The sequence below is a fragment of the Emticicia fontis genome (genome assembly GCF_054779675.1).
Map to the genome: position 1 here is coordinate 662573 of NZ_BAAGXU010000066.1, position 25287 is coordinate 687859.

Sequence of the window (25287 nt, forward strand, 5' to 3'; positions counted from 1 at the left end):
AACCTGATTTAACTATGGAAAACAATCAGAACAACCGACGTAAATTCTTAAAGAATACATTGACAGGCACCGCTGGTATAGTACTATCTTCAAGCCTTGTGAATGAAATTGCCGCCAAAACAAGCACCATCGAAGCTCCTTATATCTATAAAAATGTGGTACCAAGTATTCGTTTTTCGGTGATTGGGTTGAATCACGGACATATTTATGGCATGACAGAAGCCATCATCCGTGGTGGTGGCGAGCTAGTAGCAGTTTATGCCAAAGAGCCTGACTTAATGGCGGCTTATGTAAAGAGGTATCCTAATGTTAAACAAGCTACCGGCGAGCAGGAGATTCTGGAAGATAAATCGATTCAGTTGGTTTTAAGTGCGGCTATTGCCAGCGAAAGAGCGCCATTAGGCGTAAGAGTCATGCAGCATGGCAAAGATTTTATGTCTGATAAGCCAGGTATTACAAGCCTTGAACAACTGGCACAGGCAAGAAAAGTACAGAAAGAAACCAAGCGCATTTATTCGATTATGTATAGCGAACGCTTTGAAAACAGAGCGACCGTAAAAGCAGGTGAATTAATAAAAGAAGGTGTAATTGGTAAAGTAATTCAAACCATTGGCTTAGGGCCGCACAGAATGAATACCAAAACCCGCCCGGAATGGTTTTTCGACCGTAGTAAATTCGGGGGTATCATTACAGATATTGCTTCACATCAGTTTGACCAGTTTTTGTTCTTCACAGGGTCTACTAAAGGCGAGGTTATCAGTTCACAGGTAGGGAATGTGAACCATCCTGAGTTTCCGCTTTTTGAAGATTTCGGTGATGCGATGGTAAAAGGAAATGGGGGTGCGGGATATATCAGAGTAGACTGGTTTACTCCCGACGGACTAAAAACCTGGGGTGATGGCCGATTAACTATCCTGGGCACAGAGGGCTTTATTGAGATTCGTAAGAATATAGATATTGCTATCAAAGACACAGGTAATAACCTGTATCTGGTTAATAATAAGGAAACTAAATATATTGATTGTAGCAAAGAGCCATTGCCATTCGGCGGTCAGTTGGTAAGTGATATTGTGAACAGAACCGAAACAGCTATGACACAAGACCATTGTTTTTTAGCAACTGAATTATCATTGAAAGCGCAGAAGTTTGCGAAGAAATTAGTAATCACGGGATAATACTTGGATTTTTACAGGTTTCTTATAACCTTTACCAAATTGTCATTGTTACTTAGAACAAACCATACTAAGTAGCAATGGCATTTTTTTTATGGTTTGTTTGCTCAAAAAATATTCTTATTCAAAAAACTGACAAAAATTTGCTTTACAAATTTTTTATAAACAATTTTGTCTAACAATTTAGTTTATGCCCAAAATAGATCACGACACCAAACAAAAAATATTAATAGCTGCTGAGAAGGTTTTCCACCGGAATGGATTTAAAGGTACTCGTACTACCCAGATTGCTGAAGAAGCAGGCATTAGCCGTACGATGTTGCACTATTATTTCCGAACCAAGGAATCGCTCTTTCAGGAGATATTGGAAAGCACACTTAACACGGTCTTCTTTCATATGAAGCGTCTGATAGGCGAACAGGTTGATTTAGATACACTGGTGAGTGGCATTATAGAAGTAGTAAGTGATTTGTTTGAGGCCAAACCCGGATTACCCAGTTTTCTGGTCAATCTATTTAATGAATCAGAAGAATTAGCCCATTTTCTGGCACATTCAAGAGAAGATACCATTCCTTTCCAGTTAGATGAAATCCTTAAAAAAGAGAAAGAACAAGGGACTGTGAATGAGGATGTAACCGGAGAAGATCTAATCATGAATATATACGGCTTATGTGTGATGCCCTACCTGACAATGGCCTACGTAAAAGCCAAAGAGAATAGAGGCGAAGAAGGCATGAAGGCATTTATCAGGAAAAGAAGAAGTAAAATCAAGGCATTCGTGCTCAATGGCATCAGGCCTTGATTTTTACGAAAAAATGACCTTTGGGTCATATTTTTTTAATTCATATTAAACAATTTTGTCGAACAATTTTGTGTATTTAAACTTTTATAATCAATTCTCTTAAAACTTAAAGCTAATACTCACCTCAGATAAATCATTTTTCACCCATGAATACATCTATAAAATTGAAACATTTAACCCTATCAATTCTTTTTTCCATTATTACTTTATCAGAAGTTTTCTCGCAAAGTGTAACTATATTACCCAAATCACAAACCAATACCGACACATTATCAACACGTTTTTTTAGAATGACCGAAGGTGCAGGTTTGTTCAACGTCATGTTGTCAGATGACAAGGGTTATGGTATTTGGATGCCTTATCAATTTCTTACAGATACATACTGGGCTGTAAGTAATACCAACCATTTATATCAGAATATTCCATTCAACCTAGGGATTGGCACTGATGCGCCTTCCTACAAATTAGATGTCAGAAAAGACAATACAAATATAATTGCCAGTTTTAGCGGAAATAATTCTTCAGGAACCGGGATAAGACTTTCCAGTGGAGTTACGGGGTCAACTGATGGATTCCCTATCTCATCAGAGTGGCAATTATTCCATTCAGGATCAGGTACCACGAGTGAAAACGGTGGCTTTGGCCAACTCCATTTCAAAGACCAGAGCGGTACAAAGATGATTCTGCGCAATAATGGTCGGGTTGGTATAGGAGTTCTGAATCCATCAGAAATGCTTGAAGTAAATGGAAATGCCCAAATAAATGGTAGAATTGATATTCGCAATACTGGCTTGGGAGTATTCATAGGTGAAGGTGCAGGGAAAAACGATGATTTAACTCAAAAGTATAACACATTTATTGGCTTTAATGCGGGAAAAGAAATTACTTCTGGCAGTAACAATCTGGCTATAGGAGCAGGTGCTTTGGAAACTAACATAACCGGAGCATTTAATGTCGCCGTCGGGCGGTTGGCACTTCTTAATAATACATCAGGTGGGTCAAATGTTGCAATAGGCTCCAATGCAGGTTTTAATTCAACAGGAAGTTATAATGTATTTATAGGAAACGCTGCCGGTGCAAATGCAATTGGGAATGATAAATTATATATTCATAACTCAGATGATTCTGCCCCTTTAATTTACGGAGATTTTCTTGAGCGCAATATGGGGATAAACGGCCGATTAATTATAGGCGCGCATACCCCATATGAGGGGGCAAGCAAATTAGAGGTAATCGCTAATGAAAACGGGCGATTCATCGTACAGAACTGGGAATCTTATAATAATGCCTTAGTAATTGCCCGGTTATTGTCAAAAACTAATGTGGCTCCTCAAATGCGTTTTGAAGGTATTGGCAATAGTTTTATAGATATTGGCCAGGATAACTTCGGCTCTTTTGTAGTAGAGGGGGGTGACAAAGCGCGCATGGTTGTTACAAATGCTGGCAAAGTAGGAATAGGAACCGATGATCCTGATTCTCAACTGGAAATATTTGGGGCAAACAACGAAATTTTCCGCGCAACAAGTACTTCTAAACTTGGCTCATGGTTTAAATTAGAAAATACTTCGACTGGTGGAAAAAGCTGGAAAATTATTTCTACCGGAAAAGATAATGGAGAGGGTGCAGGTAATTTATTGATACAGGATGAATCTGCTGTCAGAATGTTTATTAATTCTACAAATGGCACTGTAGGTTTTAATACTGCTACACCCTCTGCTCAATTAGAGGTAAAATCGACTGGCAATGCTACACTACGTGCCACCAGTTCTTCTACCACAGGCACATGGTTTGCTCTCAATAATACTTCTAATGGCGGCGGTAACTGGGAGTTTGTATCTACCGGAAATGCCAATAGCGAAGGTGCGGGGCATCTATTGTTAAAAAACGGATCGGGGTCTAAAATGATTATCAAAAGCAATGGTGCCGTAGGAATTGGCACTGAAAACCCTACCAAAGCAAGACTGGTAATCAATGGTAGTCTGACAAACAATTTATCTTATGGATATTTGAATAGCAGTGCTTCGACAGGAACTACAAATGGAACAAATTATTACTCTATCTATACTTCAGACCGCATTGCCACTTCTGAACTAAACGTCTACTCTGATGTCCGTATCAAGAAAGTAAAGGGTCTATCTGATAATGCACAAGACCTCGATGTGTTAAAAAATATTCAGATAACTGATTATCAGTTAATCGATTCTCTTTCAAAAGGAAATACACCATACAAAAAAGTAATTGCCCAACAGGTAGAAAGGGTGTTTCCTGCTGCTGTAACTAAGATGACAGACTTTGTTCCTGATATTTACCAGCTAAGCGCTATCGAAAAAGGATTTATTCCACTAACCAGAACAACTTTAAAAGCAGGTGACAAACTTAAATTGATTACTGACGAAAAAGAGGAAATTGTTGAAGTAATAGCTGTTTCAGCGAAAGGCATTCAGGTCAGTTCTGAAAGAAGTGGGGATGTCTTTGTATATGGTAAAGAGGTAAACGATTTCCGTACAGTCGATTACGAAGCACTCACAACATTAAACATTTCTGCTACTCAACAATTACTTAAACGTATTGAGGTGCTGGAAAAAGAAAATCAACGTATCAACCAATTAGCGCAAGACGTAGAAAGTCTGAAAAATAGGCTATTGGTGAGTCAAAAAGGGAAATAATAAACATTACAACGATTGAATTCCGAAAGACAGTTGCTATTAGCGGCTGTCTTTTTTATTGATTATTGGTTTTTAGAATCAACAAAGTATGATAAAATCTTATCCTATCTAATAGCTCTAATACTCCGCTAAATAAAAATATTGAAAAAACTATGATGATTCGAAAAACTTGCTATTTTTGGATACGTAAATCTAACTTTTGCAAAATACTTACAATTATGAAAACGACTGACTATCAAAGAGAGTATCAGAAAAAATACAGAGAAAAACACAGGGATAAACTGAATCAGAGGTCTCGTGAGTATGCCGAACAACATCGGGATGAAATGAAAGAGTATTGCAAAGAGTACCGCAAGGTAAATAAGGAACGCGTGAATGCCTACGAAATAGAACGTAGGAGAAAGAACAAAGAGAAAAGAATTCTGGCTAAAAATGAAGCGCTGCTAAATATAAAGCCATAAGCCGAAATAAGATGGGTTTAATAAAAGCTACTTTCAGAGTAGCTTTTATTATTTATAAAGCCATTCCAAATCTGAAACGAATACATTGGAGCCTAAGATGTTATCATTTAATTTAACCAGTTCTTAATAACAATGTAAAGGTTAATTGAGTTACTTAGAGACCAGATTTCGGGAATAAACATTATTTAAAATTATGAAAATCAAATTATTTCTTTTATTCATTTCAGTCTGTTGTTTTTCTTTTGTGGGTAAGCTAAATGAAAATGCCACTTCACTTGTAAAGTATAGTGATTATAAGCCTACACAAGAGAAAATATTTAACCCTGAAAGAGGTTTTTATCAGCACTTTGATACCAATTCAAAGTATTACTCAAGACTTAAAGAGAATGTATTAGATACATTAAAACGAGCTAATATCTCCTTGATTTACAGAGGATTCTATCTGGAAGACTTTATTAATACTCCTATCTCGCAAAATTACCTGGATAATGTGCAAGCTGATTTTGATATGCTCCGAAAAGTTGGGTTAAAAGCCGTGATCAGGTTCTCTTATACTAAAAACTCAAAAGCGAGTGTAAGAGATGCAACAAAAGACATGATTTTAAGTCATATCCAACAATTAAAACCGCTTTTTCAGAAGAATGTAGATGTGATTTACGTATTGCAAGCTGGGTTTATAGGTACTTATGGTGAGTGGCACGCAACGACACAAGAGGAATTTGGTATTCCTACTGTACTTAACCCTGAACCAAAATATCCGGCAAGAAAACAGGTAATTGATGCCCTGCTAGATGCTTTACCTGATAGCCGTATGATTCAGATAAGAACACCCCGATACAAAACTGGAATGTATGGCAATTCGAGTATTAATAACTCAGTGGCCTTCAATAAATCGACTCAGTCTCGCATAGGTTTTCACAATGATTGTTTTTTAGCCAGTGATACAGACTTAGGCACTTATGTGAAAGCCAAAATTCGTACTGAGTATGGTTTTATGGAAAACCAGACCAAATATTTACCGATGGGAGGAGAAACCTGTAAGGTCAACTCTCCACGTTCAGATTGTCCTAATGCCTTGGTAGAATTGAGAAAATTTCACTGGTCTTTTCTCAATACAGATTATCCGATGGAATTAATAAACCAGTGGAAAAGTGGCGATGCTTGCTATGACGAGATATTTAATAATCTCGGTTATCGATTGCAATTAAATTCCATTAGCTATCCCCAAAAAGTATCAAGATCAAAACCATTCAAGATTGAATTAAATATTGAGAATAAAGGTTTCGCTGCCATGTTTAATGAAAGAAAAGCCTATCTGGTTTTAGTGAACACTAAAAACAATAAAGAAGTAAGAGTAGTATTAAAAACTGACCTCAGGAAATGGCTTGGGAAATTCGGCAAAATTGTTGAGCAGATTAAACTTCCTGCAAATACCAGTACTGGCAAATATCACTTATATCTTTATTTACCTGATATGTCTGATTCCATAAAAGATAGAGTAGAATACGCTGTCAGATTAGCTAATGAAGATATATGGGATTCAACGAGAGGATATAATGATTTAAAAGTTGAGCTAACAGTTGGTAATTAATAGTGATACACATCTTACAGCAAAAAAGGTTTCTACGGCTAAGAGAAACCTTTTTTGTTATGAAAAGATTTACTTGTTACAAAACTGTAATAATCACGCGTTGGTATCGCGTTAAGGCAGGGGTACCCTCGTCTTTCCCTTCAACAATAATGTGAATGGTATCTCCGCTATTCAATGTTGCCGGCAATGTTATTTCAGCTGTTTCGTTAGTTTTCTTGTTTATTTCAACGGCTTCTTTGGCGGTTCCGGCTTCTTTATATTGCCAATAGTTGAAATTTACTTTATTATTATCCGGGTCTTTGGCACTTGCCACAATCTGCACTTTACTACCGACCTTGGCTTTAATTGCATTGGTTTTTACTGAAACCTTTGGTGCATGGTTAGCATTTTTAAAGTCTTTCACACACCAATCGGCACGGGAAGCAAAATCCAGTTGAATCGGCTCTATCCAACGGGTTTGTGGATAGGTTAAGTCCATTTTCTGGGTATATGGATTATAATCGGCCACTTCTTTTCCATCTTCCCAACGATTCGGATTATCTGCCGATTGTTTTAATCTACCGCCCCAACCCCCATACGATGGATTCTGGATATTTCCTAAACCTACATCTATCAAATGCAAATAGGATGGTGAATCTCCTTCTGAGATAAAATCATACTTACCAAATTCGCCCCATTGTCCGGTTTTTACTTTACTTAAATCACCATGTATATGCTCGTCGTCACCTTCCTGTTTTTGCCCATCGCCATAGCTATAATACATCTTCGTCAGCGGGCCATGATTATTGATAATTTCGTCCCCCATAAATTTACCCTCTAGTAAATAATGTTGCGATTGTGGAACGGCTCTTTTCCAAGGGTAGGCAAAGCACCAGAACTGGCTGGCATTGTAGAACACCTTGATGTCTTTCCAGTTTGGCTCTACGTATTTTTTAAAGGTAGCATCCTGATCCAGAATAGCATAGATGATGGCTTTCTGGCAAACTTTTTTGTAAATCTGCGACCATTGAGGGGTATTCTTATATTGCTCTTCTATCGATTTCAAAGCTCTGGCAATTGTATTGGTTCCACCCCACACTTGCAGATAGATTGGCTCAGTTGTGGCATCCAGTAATTTGTTTTTGATATGCTCTGAGCCTTCGGTTACTTTCTCCATTTCGCCTTCAAAATCAATATTCCCTACTTTTATCAGTTTACGAAGCGAGCTAGCCGTTGGGAATGATTTATCATGCAGAATAAGATTTGGGTATACTTTTTCATAAGCTACAATCAAGTCCTGCATCCAGGTAACACCCGGCCAGCGAAGGTCAGTTTTTTCTTTATACAGGTTCTTCGTCATAGCCATTTCAGAAACAAACTTCGTTCCTTTCCCATCACCTTTATAATGCCACATCGAACTGCTATATACCAACCCTTCTATTTTGAATTCATTCGCGTACAGCAACATTCTGATAAACGAATCTACATCATCTATCTCACCATCTGTAGTTACAATCGTTCTGGGTTTCGACTGTCCGATAGCCATATTAGTCAGAAATATACCTATAAACAGGAATAATAATAAACTGAGCTTGTTTTTCATTTTTTAGTATTTAGTTTCAACCTACTATTTCTTTCTATCACTTAAATGCCAGTTGGGCAAATTCACTTAAATATAATCGCCAGGCATTCCAGTCATGAGTGCCTTCGTTTTCTCTATAAGTATACTTAACACCGACTTCATCGTAAAGCTCTTTTAATTTCACTACACTCGCATTCAAGAAATCGTCTTTCGCCATCCCAATCCAGTATACTTTCGGGTTATTCTTCTATAATTCTTTCAGTTGCTTTACGTGCGCTTCTTTATTATAGCTGCCATCTTTTATGAATGTTGAGAATAAACCCATACTCATTACGCCAATATACTTAAATTTGGTAGGATTCGCATTGGTAATATTTTGCGTCTGATACCCTCCCATTGAAAAACCAGTAATAGCCCGATGGTTAGCATCGGCAATCACTCTATAATTGTTTTCAATATAAGGCATCACGTCTTTAACCAGGCTTTCTTCAAACTTGCCTGACGCCATAGAATTCATACCAGGGGCTATTTTATTCTGCACGGATGCCGAACGGTCTAAAGGTGCGGCAGTTGTAACCGGATTTCCATTCGTAATCACCACAATCATAGGTTCTGCTTTACCCGTTGCAATCAGGTTATCTATGATATAATTGGCTCTACCTCTGCTCAACCATACCTCTTCGTCTCCGCCACTGCCATGTAGTAAATACAAAACCGGATAGTTCTTTTTGCTTTTGTCATAGCCCGGAGGAGTATAAATAAACATTCTTCGCTCTGTGCCTAGAGTAGCAGAATTATACCAGACAGCTTTTAAATCACCATGCGGAACAGGCTTTACCTCATACATATCCGCTTGTTCACCTGGTACCATTAATCGGTTCTGAATCCAGGCACCGTCACGAGTTACCATGCTGCTGTTTGGGTCAAGCGTAGGTATACCATCCAGAATAAACTCGTATTCATACATATTTGAAGGCAATGGCCCTACTTTCACTTCAAAAACTGAATCCTTCTTCACCATTAGAATCATATTCTTAAATTCTTTTGGCCAGGTGCCTGACAATTGCACCGAATTGGCATCAGGCGCTTTGATACGAAAAATAACCGAATTATCAGATAATACTTCAGGCGAAACAATTTTACTTGGTCGCCTCTGTGCTTGTGCTAGCATTGGCAATGCCAGAAGCATAACACAATAAAGCATATTTTTTTATTCATTAAAAAGAAAATGCCGTTTTTCATTTATTTGATGGTTTTATAATTTTTCAAATAAATACTTTGACTTATTTTTGATTGCGAAAATAAAGGCAAAAATCATTTGTCAAATATTTTCGTTTATTTTCTTTTTACTTCTTTTGTTTTCTTTTAGTTTTGCTTCAGGAAAATGAATTTTAAATATGTAAATTGCTGATTATTCATCTATAAACATTTATTATTCATTATATAGACCATGCTACCAAATCAGCGGAGAGATAGAATTTTAGAATTGTTGCGTGAAGACGGTTCGGCTAAAGTAGTCGATTTGGCGCGTCTCTTTAAAGTAACAGAAGTCACCATCAGACAGGATTTAGAAAAACTAGAAGCCGAAGATCTCATTATAAAGGAACACGGCGGTGCTTATCTGAAAAATGTAGAAGACCAGGTGCGGAGTTTTTCGTTGGTACATCAGGATAATCTGGATAAGAAGGAAGTAATCGCTCAGAAATGTCTGGAATTTATTGAAACGGGTGATACCATTATTCTGGATTCGGGCAGTACTACTACCGAAATCGCCAAAAAGATAAAAACTTCAGGCATTAAAAGCTTAACAGTAATTACCAATGCGCTCAATATAGCTTTGATGCTCGGCACAGAACCCAGCATTGAGGTAATTATGACAGGCGGAGAGTTCAAACCTCCTACCCTATCATTAACCGGACAGAAAGCGGCCGATTTCTTTAAGGGCTTAAATGTGCAGAAGCTATTTTTAGCCACAGCAGGCATTTCACTAAAATCAGGATTGACCTATCCAAGTATCAGTGATCTGGTAGTAAAAAAAGCGATGATTGATGCAGCAGAGGTAACCTATCTGGTAGCAGACAGTACTAAAATAGGCAAGAGTGCTTTGGCCAGTTTAGGTGCACTAGGATTGATAGATTACATCATTACAGATGCAGGAATAGAAGAAAAACACAAGGATGTTTTCAGAGAAAATGAGATTGAGGTAATCGTTGCCTAGACTTCAGAAAGACAGAGATTCAGAAACAGCAGACATTTACGACAAAATATAAATTGTGTTCAAAGACAAGCAAATGAGTATTGGAATCATCATCGGAAACAGAGATTTTTTTCCTGATAGTTTAGTAGAAAAAGCAAGAACCGAAATCATTGATGTTTTTGCCAAATTAAATCTTAAACCTATTCTGGTTGATAGTAACGAAACCAAACTAGGTGGGATAGAAACATTTAAAGAAGCGCAGAAATGTGCCGAATTGTTTAAAGCCCATCGGGAGGAAATTACAGGGATATTGGTATTGCTCCCAAATTTTGGCGATGAAAAAGGAGTAGCTGATACGCTTAAATTAGCCGGATTGAATGTACCTGTATTGATTCAAGCCTATCCTGATGACCTCAACAAAATGAATGTGGTAAATCGCCGCGATTCATGGTGTGGTAAGATTTCAGTTTGCAATAACCTTTATCAATATGGTATCAAGTATACACTGACAAGTCAGCATGTAAGTCTGCCATCAAGCGAAACCTTTCAGAAAGATTTATTAGATTTTGTAGCCGTTTGTCGGGTAGTAAAAGGTTTGAAAAATGTAAGAATCGGGGCAATCGGAGCAAGACCGGGTGCATTTAATACCGTTCGCTATTCAGAGAAAATTCTCCAAAGAAATGGTATTACCGTAACGACTTTCGATTTATCCGAGATTTTAGGAAGGGCTAATAAACTGGCAACGGATGATACTAAAGTAAAAAAACATCTGGAATCAATTAATGCATACGCACCGAAAGGCAGAACACCTAGCGAAGCTATGCTACAAATCGCCCGACTAGATGTGGTACTGAAAGAAATAATGGAAGAGAATGTGCTGGATGCGACAGCTATTCAATGCTGGACATCGCTGCAACAAAACTATGGCTGTAATGTATGTACAAGCATGAGTATCATGTCGGAAAATATGTTGCCTAGTGCTTGCGAGGTAGATGTGACGGGTACGCTTTCGATGTATGCTATGCAATTGGCATCTGGCTCTCCGAGTGCCTTAGTAGACTGGAATAATAACTATGCAGATGATGAAAACAAATGCGTATTGTTTCACTGTGGCAACTGGGCAAAATCATTTTTGCCTGATATTGAAATCAGCAATGCACCGATTTTAGGAACAACCGTTGGGGTAGAAAATACTTATGGTGCCTTAGACGGTCGTACACCTGCTATGCCATTAACTTATGGACGTATCAGTACTGATGACCCTAAAGGGATTATTAAAGCATACATCGGAGAAGGAGAATTAACTAACGACCCATTGAACACTTTCGGGAATCGGGCAGTAGCACAAATCCCTGATTTACAGGGGCTCATGAAATATGTTTGCAGAAACGGTTTCGAGCACCACGTAGTAATGAATGCCTCTAAAACTGCCCGTATATTGGAAGAGGCATTGGGCAACTATATGGGTTGGGACATTTATAAGCATTAATAAAAGACAGAGAAATATTGCAATATATCGTGTAGAGACAGGGCAATGCCCTGTCTCTACCAAGAAATCGGCACTTTCTAAAGTCATTTGATTTAAAAAATGCCGTCCAAAAGGTCAAAGAAAATGGAAATCAAAGCATTACAGGCAAAATCAAAACTCTACAGAAGAAACATTCTGAAATACATCTATAATGCCAAAGCCGGGCACACGGGTGGGAGTTTGTCGGTCATTGATATTCTTAATGTATTGTATAATAGAATTATGAATATTTCGCCTGAAAACTTTGATTCTCCTTTGCGGGATAGATATGTACAAAGCAAAGGGCATTGTGTAGAAGCACTGTATGTGGTGCTGGCAGATAAAGGCTTTTTCCCGGAAGAAGATTTATTGACTTTGTGCAAGTATCAATCTCCTTATATTGGCCACCCCACCAAAAAAATCAGAGGGATAGAACAAAACACCGGAGGTTTGGGTCATGGTCTGTCTATCTGCTGCGGAAACGCATTGGCAGCGAAAAAAGATAAATCTCCGGTAAGGGTTTTCACTGTATTGGGTGATGGTGAAATGGCAGAAGGCTCTAACTGGGAGGCATTTATGTTTGCCACACATTATAAATTAGATAATCTCTGCGCCATATTAGATTATAATAAATTACAGATTACAGCCCCTAATGCCGAAGTTATGGGTCTTGAACCTTTAGATAAAAAACTGGAAGCATTTGGCTGGACAGTTCGGCACGTGGATGGCAATGATGTAGAAGCCCTCGCCCAAACCTTGGAAAGTTTGCCATTTGAACAAGGGAAACCCTCATTTGTGATTGCACATACTACCAAAGGCAAAGGTGTAAGCTATATGGAAAATGTACTGAAATGGCATCATGGAGTACCAAGTGCTGAACAGTATGAGGCAGCATTAGCAGAGTTAAATTAAGCAGGCAGAAAAACACAGATCAATTACCTATCTGTATTTGACCGGAATTATGAATTATATAATAAGTAAAGCAAATCTGGAGGTTTTCTCAGAAACGTTGCAGTCTCTGGCTGAACAGGATCAAGATATTTATGTAGTCACAAGTGATTCTCGTGGCTCGGGTAAACTGGTAGCATTTGGGCAGCGTTTCCCTGAGCAAATCGTAGAAGTCGGAATAGCGGAACAAAACCTCGTAGGTATAGCTACTGGATTGGCCAGTATGGGTAAAAAGGCATTTGCCGTTTCTCCGGCTTGTTTCCTGACAGCAAGGGCCTTAGAGCAAATCAAAAATGATGTTTGTTATTCTGACAATCCGGTTAAATTGATTGGTATTTCGGCGGGTGTCAGTTATGGGGCATTAGGTAGCACACACCATAGCTTACATGATTACGCGGTATTGAGAGCCATCAATAATATTACGATTGTAGCCCCCGCTGATAATTACGAAACCGAACAAGCCATTTGTCAGGCTGCTGAAATGAAAACCCCGATTTATATCAGATTCGGCAAGAAAAATATGCCTGCCTCACTCAATAGTGAATCAGGAGGGAATGATTTTAAAATTGGTAAAGGGCGAATTATTCAGGAAGGAAATGATTTAACATTTATTGCGACAGGTGAAGCCGTATTACCCTGTTTACAGGCAGCGGAAGTTTTAAGCCAAGAATATGGAATTACCTGCACTGTGATAAGTATGCACACCATCAAGCCTTTAGATAGTGCTTTAGTAAAAGAGCTGGCAGCTAATGGCAAGCCAATTATTACAGTAGAAGAACATTCTGTTTATGGAGGATTAGGTGAAGCCGTTGCTTCATTGCTTTTGCAAAATGGTTTTCATAATACATTCAAAATAGTAGGTCTTCCCGATGACCACACGGTTTCAGGTTCACAGTCAGAGATTTTTGAGCATTATGGTATATCAGAAAAAGGATTGACAAATACAGTTTTATCATTGATTCAAAGTTAGGCTAATGTTCAGATTTAGGATTTTCATATTCAACTTATTTATCTGCTTTTTCTTAAGAAGCACAGCTCTTTTTTCTCAACAGAAAATTGAGCAATGGGATAGATTTGAGTTAATATTAGAAAATGCTTCGGGCAAAAATAACTTTTCAGACAATACCCTATCAGCCACATTCACTCATAAGGATACTACGATTACTGTTGCCGGATTTTACGATGGAGATAACAGATACATCATTCGGTTGATGCCCGAAAAAACTGGTGCTTGGCAATATAAAACCAATAGCTCAATAGCTACATTAAACAATAAAAAAGGAGAATTTCAATGCATAAAGACTGGTGCAAAAAATCATGGCATTGTCAGAGTTTCTCAAACCTATCACTTTAAATATGCCGATAGCACCGCTTATTTTCCACTAGGAACAACTGCCTATGCCTGGACACACATGGCTAATGATATTCAGGAACAAACGCTGAAATCATTACAGAATTCGGGATTTAATAAAATCAGGATGTGTGTGTTTCCTAAGAATTATGAGTTGGTAAAAGAAGAGCCTGTTATTTATCCTTATGAAATAAAAGAAGTTAAAAAAGATAGTAAAGGTAATGAGATAAAGATCTGGGATTTCAACCGCTTTAATCCTGTCTTCTTTCAACATTTAGAAAAACGTATTGATGATTTACGAACATCAGGCATTGAAGCAGATCTGATCCTTTTTCATCCTTATGACAAAGGCCGTTGGGGATTTGATGAAATGCCCATGGAAGCCAATCTCAACTATATTAAATATTTAGTAGCTCGTCTGTCTTCTTTTCGCAATATATGGTGGTCATTGGCAAATGAGTATGACTATGTAAAAAGTAAGACTGATAAAGATTGGGACACACTGATTAAAGCAGTAGTAAAAGCAGACCCATATCGTCACCTCTGTTCTATTCATGGCAGCACCGCCAAATATTTTAATTACCAGATGCCTGAAATCACCCATACTTCTATTCAGGATGAATCACCGGTGATAAATTGGGGAGGGGCTGCAATAGTCAGAAGTATTTATTCAAAACCCATTCTTTTTGATGAAGTGGGCTATGAAGGAAATTTAAAGTCTCGTTGGGGAAGATACAGCGGCGAAGAAATGAATCACCTGATCTGGATGGGATTGATTGGCGGCACCTATGTTACACACGGAGAGTCATTCATGTTTAAAGATCTCCGAGACACAATTTTCTGGGCAAAGGGAGGAAAGTTTAAAGGCAATAGCTGGAAAAGGGCCGGATTTATCAGAAAGATAGTCTCAGAGACCGGGCCATTAGAAATGGCCGATGTAAGCCGTGATTTTAAAACTGCGACTAATGGGAAAGGAACCTATCTTGTCTATTTTGGTAAAGAAATCAACGAAACATGGTCGTTTAACCTGCCTCATAAAAATGCCAGTTGCGAACGACCAAAAGCAAGTTCTAAATATAAAGTAGAAATCATAGATACATGGGATATGTCCGTCACCCCTGTCAATTCGGTTTTTGTAGCCACTGAGCCCAACGATTACCGGATTCTGGACAAAGAAAATCAGAAAGTAAGACTGCCGTTAAAACCTTATATTGCCCTTAGAATTACTGAAATACCCTGACAACCTATGAAAAACAAAGTCATTAATTTTTTACTATTCTTTCTGGCCTGCCAATTGAGTTATGCACAAAAACCCAGGGTATTTGTGTTGACAGATATTGAAAATGAGCCAGACGATGCTATGTCTTACGTGCGTTTCCTGACTTACTCCAATCAGTTTGATATTGAAGGCCTCGTGGCCACTACCTCCTGCTGGCAACGAACTAAAACCGCCGAATGGCGTTTGCATGAAATTACAGAGGCTTATGGAAAAGTAAGAGACAACCTTGAAATACATGAAAAAGGTTATCCTACCGAAGCTTACGTGCATTCAATTATAAAAAAAGGCTTACCTGTTTTTGGTAAAGAGGGTTTAGGAGAGGGTAAAGACTCAGAAGGCTCTAAATGGCTCATACAAAGTATGCTGAAAAACGATACCCGTCCTTTATATATTCAAGCCTGGGGAGGTACCAATGTATTGGCACAAGCTCTATTCAAACTGCAAAAGATTAAAAAATCTGCTGAGATTTCTCAAATCGTTAAAAAACTTCGCGTTTATACTATTTCAGATCAGGATGATACAGGCCCCTGGATTCGTAAAAACTTTCCTGATTTATTCTATGTCGTTAGCCCGGGTTATGAAGAGAATGGCGGTGGACAATATCACTTTGCTACATGGACAGGTATTTCGGGAGATATTTTTCATGGACGTTTTACAGGAGCTGATACGACTATTGTCCGCAACAAATACCTGGATCAGCACGTCCGCCAGAATCATGGGTCGTTGGGTGAAAAATATCCAAAAATAGATTTCTTAATGGAAGGAGACAGTCCGGCATTTATGGGTTTAATCAATAATGGACTGAATTCTCCTGAAAATCCAAACTATGGAAGCTGGGGTGGTAGATATGAATTGTATATCCCGCAATTCAAAAAGTATATGTATGAGCCGGAAACCCGCCCAATCTGGACAGATACGCAAGACGAAGTATATAGTGATATTACCAAAGCCTACCATACAAGCAACCAAGCCACTATCTGGCGTTGGAGAAAAGCCTTTCAGAATGATTTCTTTGCCCGCATGGATTGGTGTGTAGCCAAAACCTATAAAGAAGCCAACCATCCTCCGGTAGTTTCATTAGGTCATGAGAATAACATCACTGTAAAATCAGGCGCAAATGTCACTTTGACAGGTAAGGCAACTGACCCTGATAATAATGACCTGACTTATAACTGGTTTTTCTATAAAGAAGTGGGCAGTCTGCCTGCCAGTCGGTTTGTGTTGAATAAGCCTGCAAATCAGGAAATCAGTTTTGTTGCGCCTAAAGTTACCGAACCCAAAACCATGCATTTTATACTGGAAGTGACCGACAACGGTACACCAAGCCTGACCCGTTACCAAAGAGTGATAGTAAATGTTATCCCATAAAAACATGAAAAAAGCATTCTTTTTGGTCTTTATGCTGAGCTTAACAAGTATCTCGTGTAAAGATAGTTCATCCGAAAAACCTAAAATTGCCGTAGTTATCTCTACGCTCAATAATCCTTGGTTTGTGGTTTTAGCAGAATCGGCGGCAGAGAATGCCCGGAAACTAGGCTATGAAGCCAAGATTTTCGATTCGCAGAATAATCCTGCTACCGAATCGGATAATTTTGAAAACCTCATTTCATCCGGGTTCGATGCGATTCTTTTTAATCCGACAGATGCCGATGGTTCTATTATTAATGTAATGAAAGCAAAGAAGGCAGGTATTCCGGTTTTTTGCATGGACAGAGAAATCAACGCCGATAATGCAGCCACGAGCCAGATACTTTCAGATAATTATTCGGGCTGTGTTGAGATTGGGGTAACGTTTGTAAAAGCATTAAAAGAAAAAGGAAATTATGCTGAAATCATTGGTTTGGTAGGTGATAATAACACCTGGGCAAGGTCAGGGGGATTTCATTCGGTAGTAGATAAATTTCCTGATCTGAAAATGGTAGCCCAGCAAAGTGGTGATTTCGACCGCAATAAGGCTATGGAAGTATTAGAAACCATCATGCAGGCTCACCCGGATATCGATGCCGTTTTCTGTGGAAACGATGCGATGGCGATGGGGGCTTATCGGGCATTACAATCAGCTGGCAAGGCGGATAAAGTAAAGGTATTTGGTTTTGATGGCGCTTCCGATGTGGTTGAGAAAATTAAAGAAAAGAAAATTGTAGCCACAGGTATGCAATATCCAAAAGTAATGGCAAAAACAGCAGCCCAATATGCCGATGAGTATTTTAAAGGCAAACGGGATTTCCCACAAAGAGTACCTGTAGAAGTAGAATTGGTAACGGTTGCCAATGCAGGCAATTATCAATAACAAAATAGCTTTATGAAAAAAGGCATATTCATAGTAATCCTGTTGATTCTTGGCTATAACTCTGTTTACTTCAAGAAATTAAGCGAGGTAAGAAAGCAGAAACAAACCAGTTTTGATTTCAAGATATTTGCTGACTCTCTATATTATCAGGGCATTCTTAAAAGCACTCATGCTGTTGAACTTTCGCAATTAATGGCATCCCTTCAATCGAATCAGGATTCCACATTTAAGGCTTATGGGAATCGCCTGGGTATTGGCAATTCAGCCTACTTTATGGTAAAGGGTGAAGGCAAAGTATTGGAAAAACAAGACGATGGGTTGAAAGTAATGACTGATGACAATACGGTCTTCAGCATAGATACTAAATATATCTTCGGTAATGCTATCAGAGATGCTTCTGGTCTGGTTAAATTAACCGATTTCAAAACCAATGCTGATTTTAATAAACTCTCGGAAGCATTGAATACCATTATCAGGGAGAAAGCTATTCCGGAAGATTTGAAGAATATTAATATAGGAGATAAGATAGTTGTAACAGGTGCAACCAAATTAAACAAAGGAAAGGATAAACAAAGTACATTAAGCATTTTACCAGTCAAAATCTCTAAATCAGAATAATATCAGGTGCTAAAGGCTATCAATATATCGAAATCTTTTCCGGGAGTAAAAGCACTCAACGAGGTAAATCTGACATTTTATCCATCGAAAGTCAATGCGATTCTGGGTGAAAACGGGGCAGGAAAGTCTACACTTCTGAAAATATTGACGGGCGTTTATACTGATTATGAAGGGGAAATTCTATTGAATGAAAAGCCTGTCAGGTTTAAAAATATCAAAGACGCGCAAAAGGCAGGAATAGCCATTATCCATCAGGAACTAAACCTGATTCCTGCACTGAATATTGTAGAAAATCTATTCTTAGGTCAGGAAATCCGGAACAGCTGGGGATTATTGGATACCCCTAAGATGACTCAGATAACTAAAGAACTACTTGCTAAATTACAGCTCACTATTTCGCCCAATACTTTAGTCGAGAATCTGAAAGTAGGTGAGCAACAATTAATAGAAATTGCCAAAGCTTTATTAGCCGACGCACAGGTGATTTTAATGGATGAGCCAACCTCAGCTCTAAGTGATAAAGAAATTGAAAACCTGCACCGCATTATTGCTGATTTAAAGAAAGAGGGTAAGACCATTGTTTACATTTCGCATAAAATGGATGAGCTGTTCAGAATTGCCGAAAGCTATACAGTTATGCGGGATGGTAACAGTATTGATGCAGGAGAAATGGGCCACACCACAGAGCAGGACTTAATCAGGAAAATGGTAGGCCGGGAGGTATTGATTCAGAAAAAGCAAGCCAATAATATAGCGACAAAAACCTTATTAAGCATTAAGCAAATCACCCTACCCCACCCAACTATTAAAACCAGGAATCTGCTTGATAATATCTCTTTTGAACTGAAAGAAGGTGAGATACTAGGCATTTTTGGACTAATGGGTGCAGGGAGAACTGAACTTCTGGAAACTATTTTCGGATTGAATGCCAGTAAGAGTACCGGGAATATTTCTATTAGTAATCAGGCAGTCAACATAAAATCACCTAAAGATGCCATTAAACATGGAGTGGCATTTGTTACGGAAGATAGAAAAACTGAAGGTTTGGTATTAGGTATGAACGTTGCTTCAAATATCAGCCTGACTACTTTGCCAGAAAATAGTATTTTAAATGCTAAGTCGGAACAAGAGCTTGCCAAAGACTACATTTCAGCCTTAGCCATTAAAACCCCGTCAGCACAACAATTATGTGTCAATCTAAGTGGAGGCAATCAACAAAAAGTAGTTTTAGCTAAATGGCTGGCAACTAATCCAAGGATTCTGATGCTTGATGAGCCTACCCGGGGAATTGACATTAATGCCAAAAAAGAGATATATGAAATCATCAAAAAACTGGCAGCTGAGGGCAAAAGCATTATCGTAGTATCCTCAGAAATACCTGAGTTGCTGGCTTTGGCAGATAGAATACTGGTGATGGCAGAAGGCAAACTGAAAGCAGAATTTTCGGCAGAGGAAGCGCATGAAGATAAATTATTGAAAGCCGCTATTTAACACGATACCCAACCTATTCACCCAAATAGATGAATAAAGAACTATTAAAGAAATCGCAGTCATTAATAGCACTTTTTGTGCTGTGCCTGGTTATTAGTCTCTTGTCAGATAAATTCCTGACTGCCAATAATCTCTGGAATGTATTACGCCAGATTTCGGTTAATGTCTGCATTTCGGTTGGTATGACTCTAGTTGTATTAACTGCAGGTATCGACCTGTCAATAGGTTCTGTACTGGCTTTTACGTCTGCCGTTTGTGCCGGATTATTGAAAAATGGCATTGCCATTGAATCCTTCGATTTATTCATTGGTTTTACCACTTTAGGAGGTATTCTGGCCGCTTTATTGATAGGTTTGCTCATTGGTATTTTCAATGGATGGGTCATTACCCGATTCTCCCTCCCACCTTTTGTAGTAACTTTAGCTATGCTTACCATTGCTCGTGGCGCAACCATGCTTTATACCGAAGGTATGCCCATTTCAAGTTTAGGCAAAAGTTTCGAGTTTATTGGTTCTGGCTGGCTAATCGGCATCCCGGTGCCTGTCTGGATTTCGCTGGTGGTGGTTTTGGTAGTAGTATTTATCAGTAAAAAAACTACTTTCGGGCGTTATATTTATGCCATTGGTGGAAACGAGAAAGCAGCTTTTCTTTCAGGTATTAATATTAATAATGTAAAGTTGGCAGTATACGGTATTGCCGGAATGATGGCTGCTGTTGGGGGTATTTTAGTGAGTTCGCGCCTTAATTCTGCACAACCCAATGCAGGAACCAGTTATGAATTAGATTCGATTGCAGCCGTGGTGATTGGTGGTACATCCTTATCCGGTGGTATAGGTTCGGTAACTGGTACAGTTATCGGGGCGACTATTATAGGAGTTTTACACAACGGACTGATACTATTAAATGTCTCTCCATTCTGGCAGCAAGTGGTAAAGGGATTAGTAATATTATTAGCTGTCATCATCGATCAGAAAAGTAAGAAAAAATAAGTATCCTGAACTAAACCGACATTTAACACCAATCACCCATACCTTAAATTCAACCTATTCATGTTTGTTCTTGCCATAGATCAGGGTACCAGTAGTACCAAAGCGATTGTTTTTGATAAAACAGGTAATCCTGTGGCCAAAGGTCATGCTGATTTATATACTGATTATTTTGATAATGGCTTTGTTGAACAAGATCCCGAAGGCATTTATAAAAATGTTTTAGCAGCAGTAAAGCTATGTCTGGAAGATTTTACTGAAAAAGGATTTAGTATAACCGATGTTGATTCATGTGGCATCAGTAACCAGAGAGAAACTTTCATCCTTTGGGATGAATCAGGCAAAGCGCTCTCGCCTGCCGTGGTATGGGCTTGCAAGCGTTCAATTGATGTTTGCCAAAAACTGAAAGCTCAAAATCAGGAGCCGCTAATTAAAGAAAGAACCGGATTGATTATTGACCCCTACTTTTCTGGCACTAAGCTGCTTTGGCTGATTGAAAATGATAGTTCGTTAAAAGATAAATTAGATAAAGGCGAATTGTATTTTGGTACAGTTGATTGCTGGTTACTCTATAAACTTACAAAGAGACAATCTTTTAAAACCGATTATACTAACGCTCACAGAACGCTCCTTTTTAATATTAACACCCTTAGCTGGGATGAAGAAATTCTGAAACTCTGGGGATTAGAAAAATTGAATCTACCTGAAGTCCATCCCTCATCTCATGAATTTGGAGGCTGGAATTTTGATTTCGGAGATACCGATGTATCTATTAAAATCAATGCCCTCATTGGTGATTCTCATGCGGCTACTTTTGGTGAAGGTTGTTTTGGACAGGGAACTGCCAAAGTAACTTTAGGTACGGGCAGTTCAATCATGATGAATATCGGAGACAAACCAATCATTTCTTCAAACGGAATGCTGACAACTGTTTGCTGGAGTACTGAAAACCGGATTGATTATGCACTTGAGGGAGCCATTGTGGCTTGTGGCTCAACTATCGAATGGCTGAAAAATGGGCTCCAGTTGTTCCAACACTCATCCGAAACAGAGGCGATGGCTAATGCTGTATCTGATAATGCCGGAGTATATCTGATACCTGCTTTTAGTGGATTAGGTGGGCCTCATTGGCAAATGAATCGCCGGGCATCTATTGAAGGCATGACCTTTGGCACTGGCAAAAACCATATCGTAAGAGCCGCTTTAGAGAGTATTCCCTATCAGATAAAGGATGTGATTGAAGCCATGAGTCGGGATATGGCCGGCGCTTTGCAATCTATTTCTGTGAATGGTGGCATTGCCCGCAATCAGTTTGTGATTCGTTTTCTGGTTGATTTATTGGGTATTCCACTCAAAAAACAATCAAATGCAGATATTTCAGCGCTAGGTGCTGCTTACCTTGCAGGTTTGAAGAGCGGCATTTATGAAAGCATTGAACAATTAAAAAAACTCAATCAGGCCAAAACCAAAGAAATACAGCCAGACTTCTCAAATACAAATGTCCATCTGGCTTATGAAGGCTGGAAGAAATGGATATTAGCTGGTAAAAGTCAATAACGAATCAGTTCTTAAAAGAGCAATATATAGTAATACCATTACCTTCAATTCCAGAGATATTTAGTCAGGAATTGAAGGTAATATTTTTATATCACTATCTACTCAGCCATATCGGCATAAGTCTTACTGTTACCAACTCTTATTGAGTAACTCTCTCTACCTATCTCTATCTGGCAGTACCACTCAAAAAGTACATTCTCGTCGTTTGTTCTTTTCCTTAAACTACTAACACCTATTGAACAGTGTAATTTTATTGGCAGAGTTCAAAATGAGTAAGATAATGTCCAAAATGCGCTAACAAATATCTGGGCTTGCGGCTTAGTTTTGTCGCAATAAATTCATCTATTTATAATTTCTGCAATGAATAACGAATTACTGATAACTATTGACAGGCATCTTACTGTCAGGCCAAGCCAGATATTAATGCTTAAAGCTGATATTAATTACACGCACATCTTAATGGAAGACGGCAGCACTGTATTGTCTTCCCGAACACTAGGAATCTTCGAACGACGCTTATTCAACCAATCCTTTTTCAGACCTAACCGCTCTGTTATTATCAACCTTAATTATATAGCTGATTTTCAGAAGGACGCTTCTACGATCAGAATGGGAAACGACGAATCTATTACTATCTCAAGAAGGCGAGTAAAAAATTTTCTAAAAAAATCTAAAAATACCAATACTAAATACCTTTCGTGGTAGAAAAAACAGGAGCAACTTCATTATGAGTTTTATCTAGATAGGTTCTCTTCTCCTTTATTCTATATACGACCATCAAAAAAATACAATATCCTCAATTGAATTATTCTACCATGAAAAAACTTTTTACTATTAAAAACCTTTGCTTGCTAATCTTATTTTCGTGTTTAGCAAGTTTCATTGCTAAAGCACAAAAGCCCGATAATGCAAATGACATTAGTAAGCCTGAAGCAGTTTCGTATGCAAGCGATGGAACGATTATCAGCAAAGATGCGAAGAAGAAAAACAACTCTGCCAGAAGAAACACTACTAATCAGGAAAACAATAAAAGTGGCTCCCAGGAAATAAAAAAGAAACTTGTGCGACCATTGTCAACAGCGGCTACCAACGCAACAATTACATGTCCTTCTTCAATTACTACTGATGCCACAACTAATTGTGGGGCAGTAGTTAATTATACTAGTCCAACCATTTCAGACAATGTCCCTTTCCAGAGCCAGACTTTTAATTTTACAGGTGATGTAGTTGATTGGGTGGTTCCGAGTGGCGTAACAACCATAAATGTTAAACTATGGGGTGCACAGGGAGGCGCAAACTGGGTAAATAATACAAACTTTGGCGGTTATAGTGAAGGTACTCTGAGTGTAACACCCGGAGAAACTTTAAAAATATATGTGGGTGGACAGGCAACTTCTATTCTTGGTGGCTGGAATGGCGGTGGTGATGGAGATGGAGCAGGCAAAGGTGGTGGAGGAGCGTCTGATATAAGACAAGGAGGTAATACATTAAACGATAGAAAAATAGTAGCTGCCGGTGGCGGTGGTGCTGGTTATTGGAGTTTTTTGCACGTAGTAGGTGGTGTAGGTGGAGGACTGACGGGAGGTGATGGCTACAGAGGTTCCGATTTTAATACAAATCCTGGTGGCAAAGGAGCTACACAAACAGCCGGTGGCGCAGATGGGACTTGTGTCAGTTTTAATGTTCCTGTCCTGGGAGGTAGTTTCGGACAAGGAGGAACTCCAGCAGGAAATAATTGTGGCTGTGAAGGCTATGGTGGTGGCGGCGGCTGGTATGGCGGTGCCGGAAGTGGCAACTGCCGGGGTGGTGGTGGAGGCTCAGGCTATATTGGAGGAGTTACTAATGGTAATATGGAGGCAGGTATACAAACAGGCAATGGTAAAATTGAAATAACCTATGGGGGAACCGTAACGCAAACTGCCGGGTTAGCATCAGGTGCCTTGTTCCCGATTGGAATAACCACAAATACCTTTGAATTTGATGATAACGGCACTCCTAAAACCTGTAGTTTTACCGTGGCTGTCAATGCAGTACCTACCTCTGTTTCTTATAGTAGCGCCAGCTATTGTAAGCCAACAGTTGCTACCAACATAAGTGTAACCATTACAGGTCTACCTAACGGGACTTTTTCAAGTTCTCCGGCAGGTTTAGCAATCGACCCCAACACAGGTATGATTGATTTATTAAATAGTAGTACCGGAACTTACACCATTGCTTATAGTTTCAGTGGCTGTAATTCACCGGCGGCTACCACTAGTTTAACTATTAATATCCCTCCTTCTACTCCAACAGATGTATCAGTTAATAATACAAGTGTTTGTTCAGGCGGCTCTGTTTCGCTGACTGCCGCTTGTAGCGCTGGAACAGTTACCTGGTATAACCAGGCGACTGGGGGTATTTCAATTGGAACAGGAACGAATTTAAACCAGAATCCAACAGCTAATATAAATTATTATGCATCCTGTGCTGAATCACCATGCGAAAGCAGCCGGATAGCTACTAATCCTGTTACAGTAACCACCCAACCCTCTGCGCCAACTATCACAGCCCCTGCTACAAAAGTAGTGTGTTCACCAAGTACTTTGACTTTAACAGCCAGCGGTTGCGCAGGAACAGTAAACTGGTCAACAGGTACATCAGGAACAAGTTTAGTTTTATCAAGTGCAGGCACTTATAGTATTACAGCCACTTGTACCGTGGGTAGTTGTACTTCCCCATCAAGTACCGCAGTTACAGGTTTGCAGATTGTAACCCAACCCTCTGCGCCAACTATCACAGCCCCTGCTACAAAAGTAGTGTGTTCACCAAGT

21 protein-coding genes are annotated in these 25287 nt (G+C 39.0%); 18 read left to right on the top strand and 3 right to left on the bottom strand.

From position 1 onward, the window contains the following. Positions 1-14: 14 nt before the first annotated feature. The 5 genes from ACYVFA_RS28135 (at position 15) to ACYVFA_RS28155 (ending at position 6692) form a co-directional block, all read left to right on the top strand. The gene (locus ACYVFA_RS28135; protein WP_460475199.1) at positions 15-1175 is read left to right on the top strand and encodes a Gfo/Idh/MocA family protein; all 1161 of its coding nucleotides are present in this window, start codon (positions 15-17) and stop codon (positions 1173-1175) included. 187 nt (positions 1176-1362) lie between these two features. Next, positions 1363-1974 (top strand): TetR/AcrR family transcriptional regulator, encoded by a 612-nt coding sequence (locus tag ACYVFA_RS28140; RefSeq protein WP_460475200.1) that lies wholly within the window; start codon positions 1363-1365, stop codon positions 1972-1974. Between the two features lie 146 nt (positions 1975-2120). Then, on the top strand, positions 2121-4640 hold the full coding sequence (locus ACYVFA_RS28145; RefSeq protein ID WP_460475201.1) for a tail fiber domain-containing protein: 2520 nt from the start codon (positions 2121-2123) through the stop codon (positions 4638-4640). Positions 4641-4858: 218 nt separating this feature from the next. After that, the gene (locus ACYVFA_RS28150; RefSeq protein WP_460475202.1) at positions 4859-5101 is read left to right on the top strand and encodes a hypothetical protein; all 243 of its coding nucleotides are present in this window, start codon (positions 4859-4861) and stop codon (positions 5099-5101) included. Positions 5102-5294: 193 nt separating this feature from the next. Further along, positions 5295-6692, top strand: a complete 1398-nt coding sequence (locus ACYVFA_RS28155; RefSeq protein ID WP_460475203.1) for a DUF4832 domain-containing protein — start codon at positions 5295-5297, stop codon at positions 6690-6692. Between the two features lie 76 nt (positions 6693-6768). Here the strand turns inward: ACYVFA_RS28155 and ACYVFA_RS28160 are convergent, their stop codons facing one another. From ACYVFA_RS28160 to ACYVFA_RS28170, 3 genes are read right to left on the bottom strand one after another with little or no spacing between them, the layout of a single operon-like run. Beyond that, positions 6769-8274 carry a nucleoside hydrolase-like domain-containing protein gene (locus ACYVFA_RS28160; RefSeq protein WP_460475204.1) on the bottom strand — a complete coding sequence of 502 codons (1506 nt, stop codon included), beginning with the start codon at positions 8272-8274 and terminating at the stop codon, positions 6769-6771. Between the two features lie 37 nt (positions 8275-8311). After that, on the bottom strand, positions 8312-8470 hold the full coding sequence (locus ACYVFA_RS28165) for a hypothetical protein (protein ID WP_460475205.1): 159 nt from the start codon (positions 8468-8470) through the stop codon (positions 8312-8314). A gap of 30 nt (positions 8471-8500) precedes the next feature. Beyond that, on the bottom strand, positions 8501-9457 hold the full coding sequence (locus ACYVFA_RS28170; RefSeq protein WP_460475206.1) for an esterase: 957 nt from the start codon (positions 9455-9457) through the stop codon (positions 8501-8503). Between the two features lie 246 nt (positions 9458-9703). Between ACYVFA_RS28170 and ACYVFA_RS28175 the strand changes: the two genes are divergently transcribed. The 13 genes from ACYVFA_RS28175 to ACYVFA_RS28235 all read left to right on the top strand — a co-directional run. Next, positions 9704-10471 (top strand): DeoR/GlpR family DNA-binding transcription regulator, encoded by a 768-nt coding sequence (locus tag ACYVFA_RS28175; protein ID WP_460475207.1) that lies wholly within the window; start codon positions 9704-9706, stop codon positions 10469-10471. Positions 10472-10544: 73 nt separating this feature from the next. After that, complete coding sequence (locus ACYVFA_RS28180) at positions 10545-11939, top strand: L-fucose/L-arabinose isomerase family protein (RefSeq protein WP_460475208.1); 1395 nt, start codon at positions 10545-10547, stop codon at positions 11937-11939. Positions 11940-12062: 123 nt separating this feature from the next. After that, positions 12063-12869: a transketolase gene (locus tag ACYVFA_RS28185; protein ID WP_460475209.1), complete on the top strand. Its 807-nt coding sequence runs from the start codon at positions 12063-12065 to the stop codon at positions 12867-12869. Between the two features lie 49 nt (positions 12870-12918). Then, complete coding sequence (locus ACYVFA_RS28190) at positions 12919-13875, top strand: transketolase family protein (RefSeq protein ID WP_460475210.1); 957 nt, start codon at positions 12919-12921, stop codon at positions 13873-13875. 4 nt (positions 13876-13879) lie between these two features. Beyond that, positions 13880-15496 carry a DUF5060 domain-containing protein gene (locus ACYVFA_RS28195; protein WP_460475211.1) on the top strand — a complete coding sequence of 539 codons (1617 nt, stop codon included), beginning with the start codon at positions 13880-13882 and terminating at the stop codon, positions 15494-15496. 6 nt (positions 15497-15502) lie between these two features. Continuing rightward, positions 15503-16903, top strand: a complete 1401-nt coding sequence (locus ACYVFA_RS28200; RefSeq protein ID WP_460475212.1) for a DUF1593 domain-containing protein — start codon at positions 15503-15505, stop codon at positions 16901-16903. 4 nt (positions 16904-16907) lie between these two features. Next, the gene (locus tag ACYVFA_RS28205) at positions 16908-17825 is read left to right on the top strand and encodes a D-ribose ABC transporter substrate-binding protein (RefSeq protein ID WP_460475213.1); all 918 of its coding nucleotides are present in this window, start codon (positions 16908-16910) and stop codon (positions 17823-17825) included. A 12-nt stretch (positions 17826-17837) separates the two neighbouring features. Then, on the top strand, positions 17838-18443 hold the full coding sequence (locus ACYVFA_RS28210) for a DUF2291 family protein (RefSeq protein ID WP_460475214.1): 606 nt from the start codon (positions 17838-17840) through the stop codon (positions 18441-18443). A gap of 6 nt (positions 18444-18449) precedes the next feature. After that, on the top strand, positions 18450-19934 hold the full coding sequence (locus ACYVFA_RS28215) for a sugar ABC transporter ATP-binding protein (protein WP_460475215.1): 1485 nt from the start codon (positions 18450-18452) through the stop codon (positions 19932-19934). A gap of 29 nt (positions 19935-19963) precedes the next feature. After that, positions 19964-20923 carry an ABC transporter permease gene (locus tag ACYVFA_RS28220; RefSeq protein ID WP_460475216.1) on the top strand — a complete coding sequence of 320 codons (960 nt, stop codon included), beginning with the start codon at positions 19964-19966 and terminating at the stop codon, positions 20921-20923. A 60-nt stretch (positions 20924-20983) separates the two neighbouring features. Continuing rightward, complete coding sequence (locus ACYVFA_RS28225; RefSeq protein ID WP_460475217.1) at positions 20984-22477, top strand: FGGY family carbohydrate kinase; 1494 nt, start codon at positions 20984-20986, stop codon at positions 22475-22477. A 360-nt stretch (positions 22478-22837) separates the two neighbouring features. Next, positions 22838-23182 (top strand): LytR/AlgR family response regulator transcription factor, encoded by a 345-nt coding sequence (locus ACYVFA_RS28230; RefSeq protein WP_460475218.1) that lies wholly within the window; start codon positions 22838-22840, stop codon positions 23180-23182. Positions 23183-23292: 110 nt separating this feature from the next. After that, positions 23293-25287: glycine-rich protein (locus ACYVFA_RS28235; RefSeq protein ID WP_460475219.1), on the top strand; the 1995-nt coding region annotated here is incomplete at its 3' end.

Coding starts and splice junctions, on each gene's coding strand:
- ACYVFA_RS28135 (WP_460475199.1), top strand. CDS start 15: ATGGAAAACAATCAGAACAACCGACGTAAATTCTTAAAGAATACATTG.
- ACYVFA_RS28140 (WP_460475200.1), top strand. CDS start 1,363: ATGCCCAAAATAGATCACGACACCAAACAAAAAATATTAATAGCTGCT.
- ACYVFA_RS28145 (WP_460475201.1), top strand. CDS start 2,121: ATGAATACATCTATAAAATTGAAACATTTAACCCTATCAATTCTTTTT.
- ACYVFA_RS28150 (WP_460475202.1), top strand. CDS start 4,859: ATGAAAACGACTGACTATCAAAGAGAGTATCAGAAAAAATACAGAGAA.
- ACYVFA_RS28155 (WP_460475203.1), top strand. CDS start 5,295: ATGAAAATCAAATTATTTCTTTTATTCATTTCAGTCTGTTGTTTTTCT.
- ACYVFA_RS28160 (WP_460475204.1), bottom strand. CDS start 8,274: ATGAAAAACAAGCTCAGTTTATTATTATTCCTGTTTATAGGTATATTT.
- ACYVFA_RS28165 (WP_460475205.1), bottom strand. CDS start 8,470: ATGGCGAAAGACGATTTCTTGAATGCGAGTGTAGTGAAATTAAAAGAG.
- ACYVFA_RS28170 (WP_460475206.1), bottom strand. CDS start 9,457: ATGCTTTATTGTGTTATGCTTCTGGCATTGCCAATGCTAGCACAAGCA.
- ACYVFA_RS28175 (WP_460475207.1), top strand. CDS start 9,704: ATGCTACCAAATCAGCGGAGAGATAGAATTTTAGAATTGTTGCGTGAA.
- ACYVFA_RS28180 (WP_460475208.1), top strand. CDS start 10,545: ATGAGTATTGGAATCATCATCGGAAACAGAGATTTTTTTCCTGATAGT.
- ACYVFA_RS28185 (WP_460475209.1), top strand. CDS start 12,063: ATGGAAATCAAAGCATTACAGGCAAAATCAAAACTCTACAGAAGAAAC.
- ACYVFA_RS28190 (WP_460475210.1), top strand. CDS start 12,919: ATGAATTATATAATAAGTAAAGCAAATCTGGAGGTTTTCTCAGAAACG.
- ACYVFA_RS28195 (WP_460475211.1), top strand. CDS start 13,880: ATGTTCAGATTTAGGATTTTCATATTCAACTTATTTATCTGCTTTTTC.
- ACYVFA_RS28200 (WP_460475212.1), top strand. CDS start 15,503: ATGAAAAACAAAGTCATTAATTTTTTACTATTCTTTCTGGCCTGCCAA.
- ACYVFA_RS28205 (WP_460475213.1), top strand. CDS start 16,908: ATGAAAAAAGCATTCTTTTTGGTCTTTATGCTGAGCTTAACAAGTATC.
- ACYVFA_RS28210 (WP_460475214.1), top strand. CDS start 17,838: ATGAAAAAAGGCATATTCATAGTAATCCTGTTGATTCTTGGCTATAAC.
- ACYVFA_RS28220 (WP_460475216.1), top strand. CDS start 19,964: ATGAATAAAGAACTATTAAAGAAATCGCAGTCATTAATAGCACTTTTT.
- ACYVFA_RS28225 (WP_460475217.1), top strand. CDS start 20,984: ATGTTTGTTCTTGCCATAGATCAGGGTACCAGTAGTACCAAAGCGATT.
- ACYVFA_RS28230 (WP_460475218.1), top strand. CDS start 22,838: ATGAATAACGAATTACTGATAACTATTGACAGGCATCTTACTGTCAGG.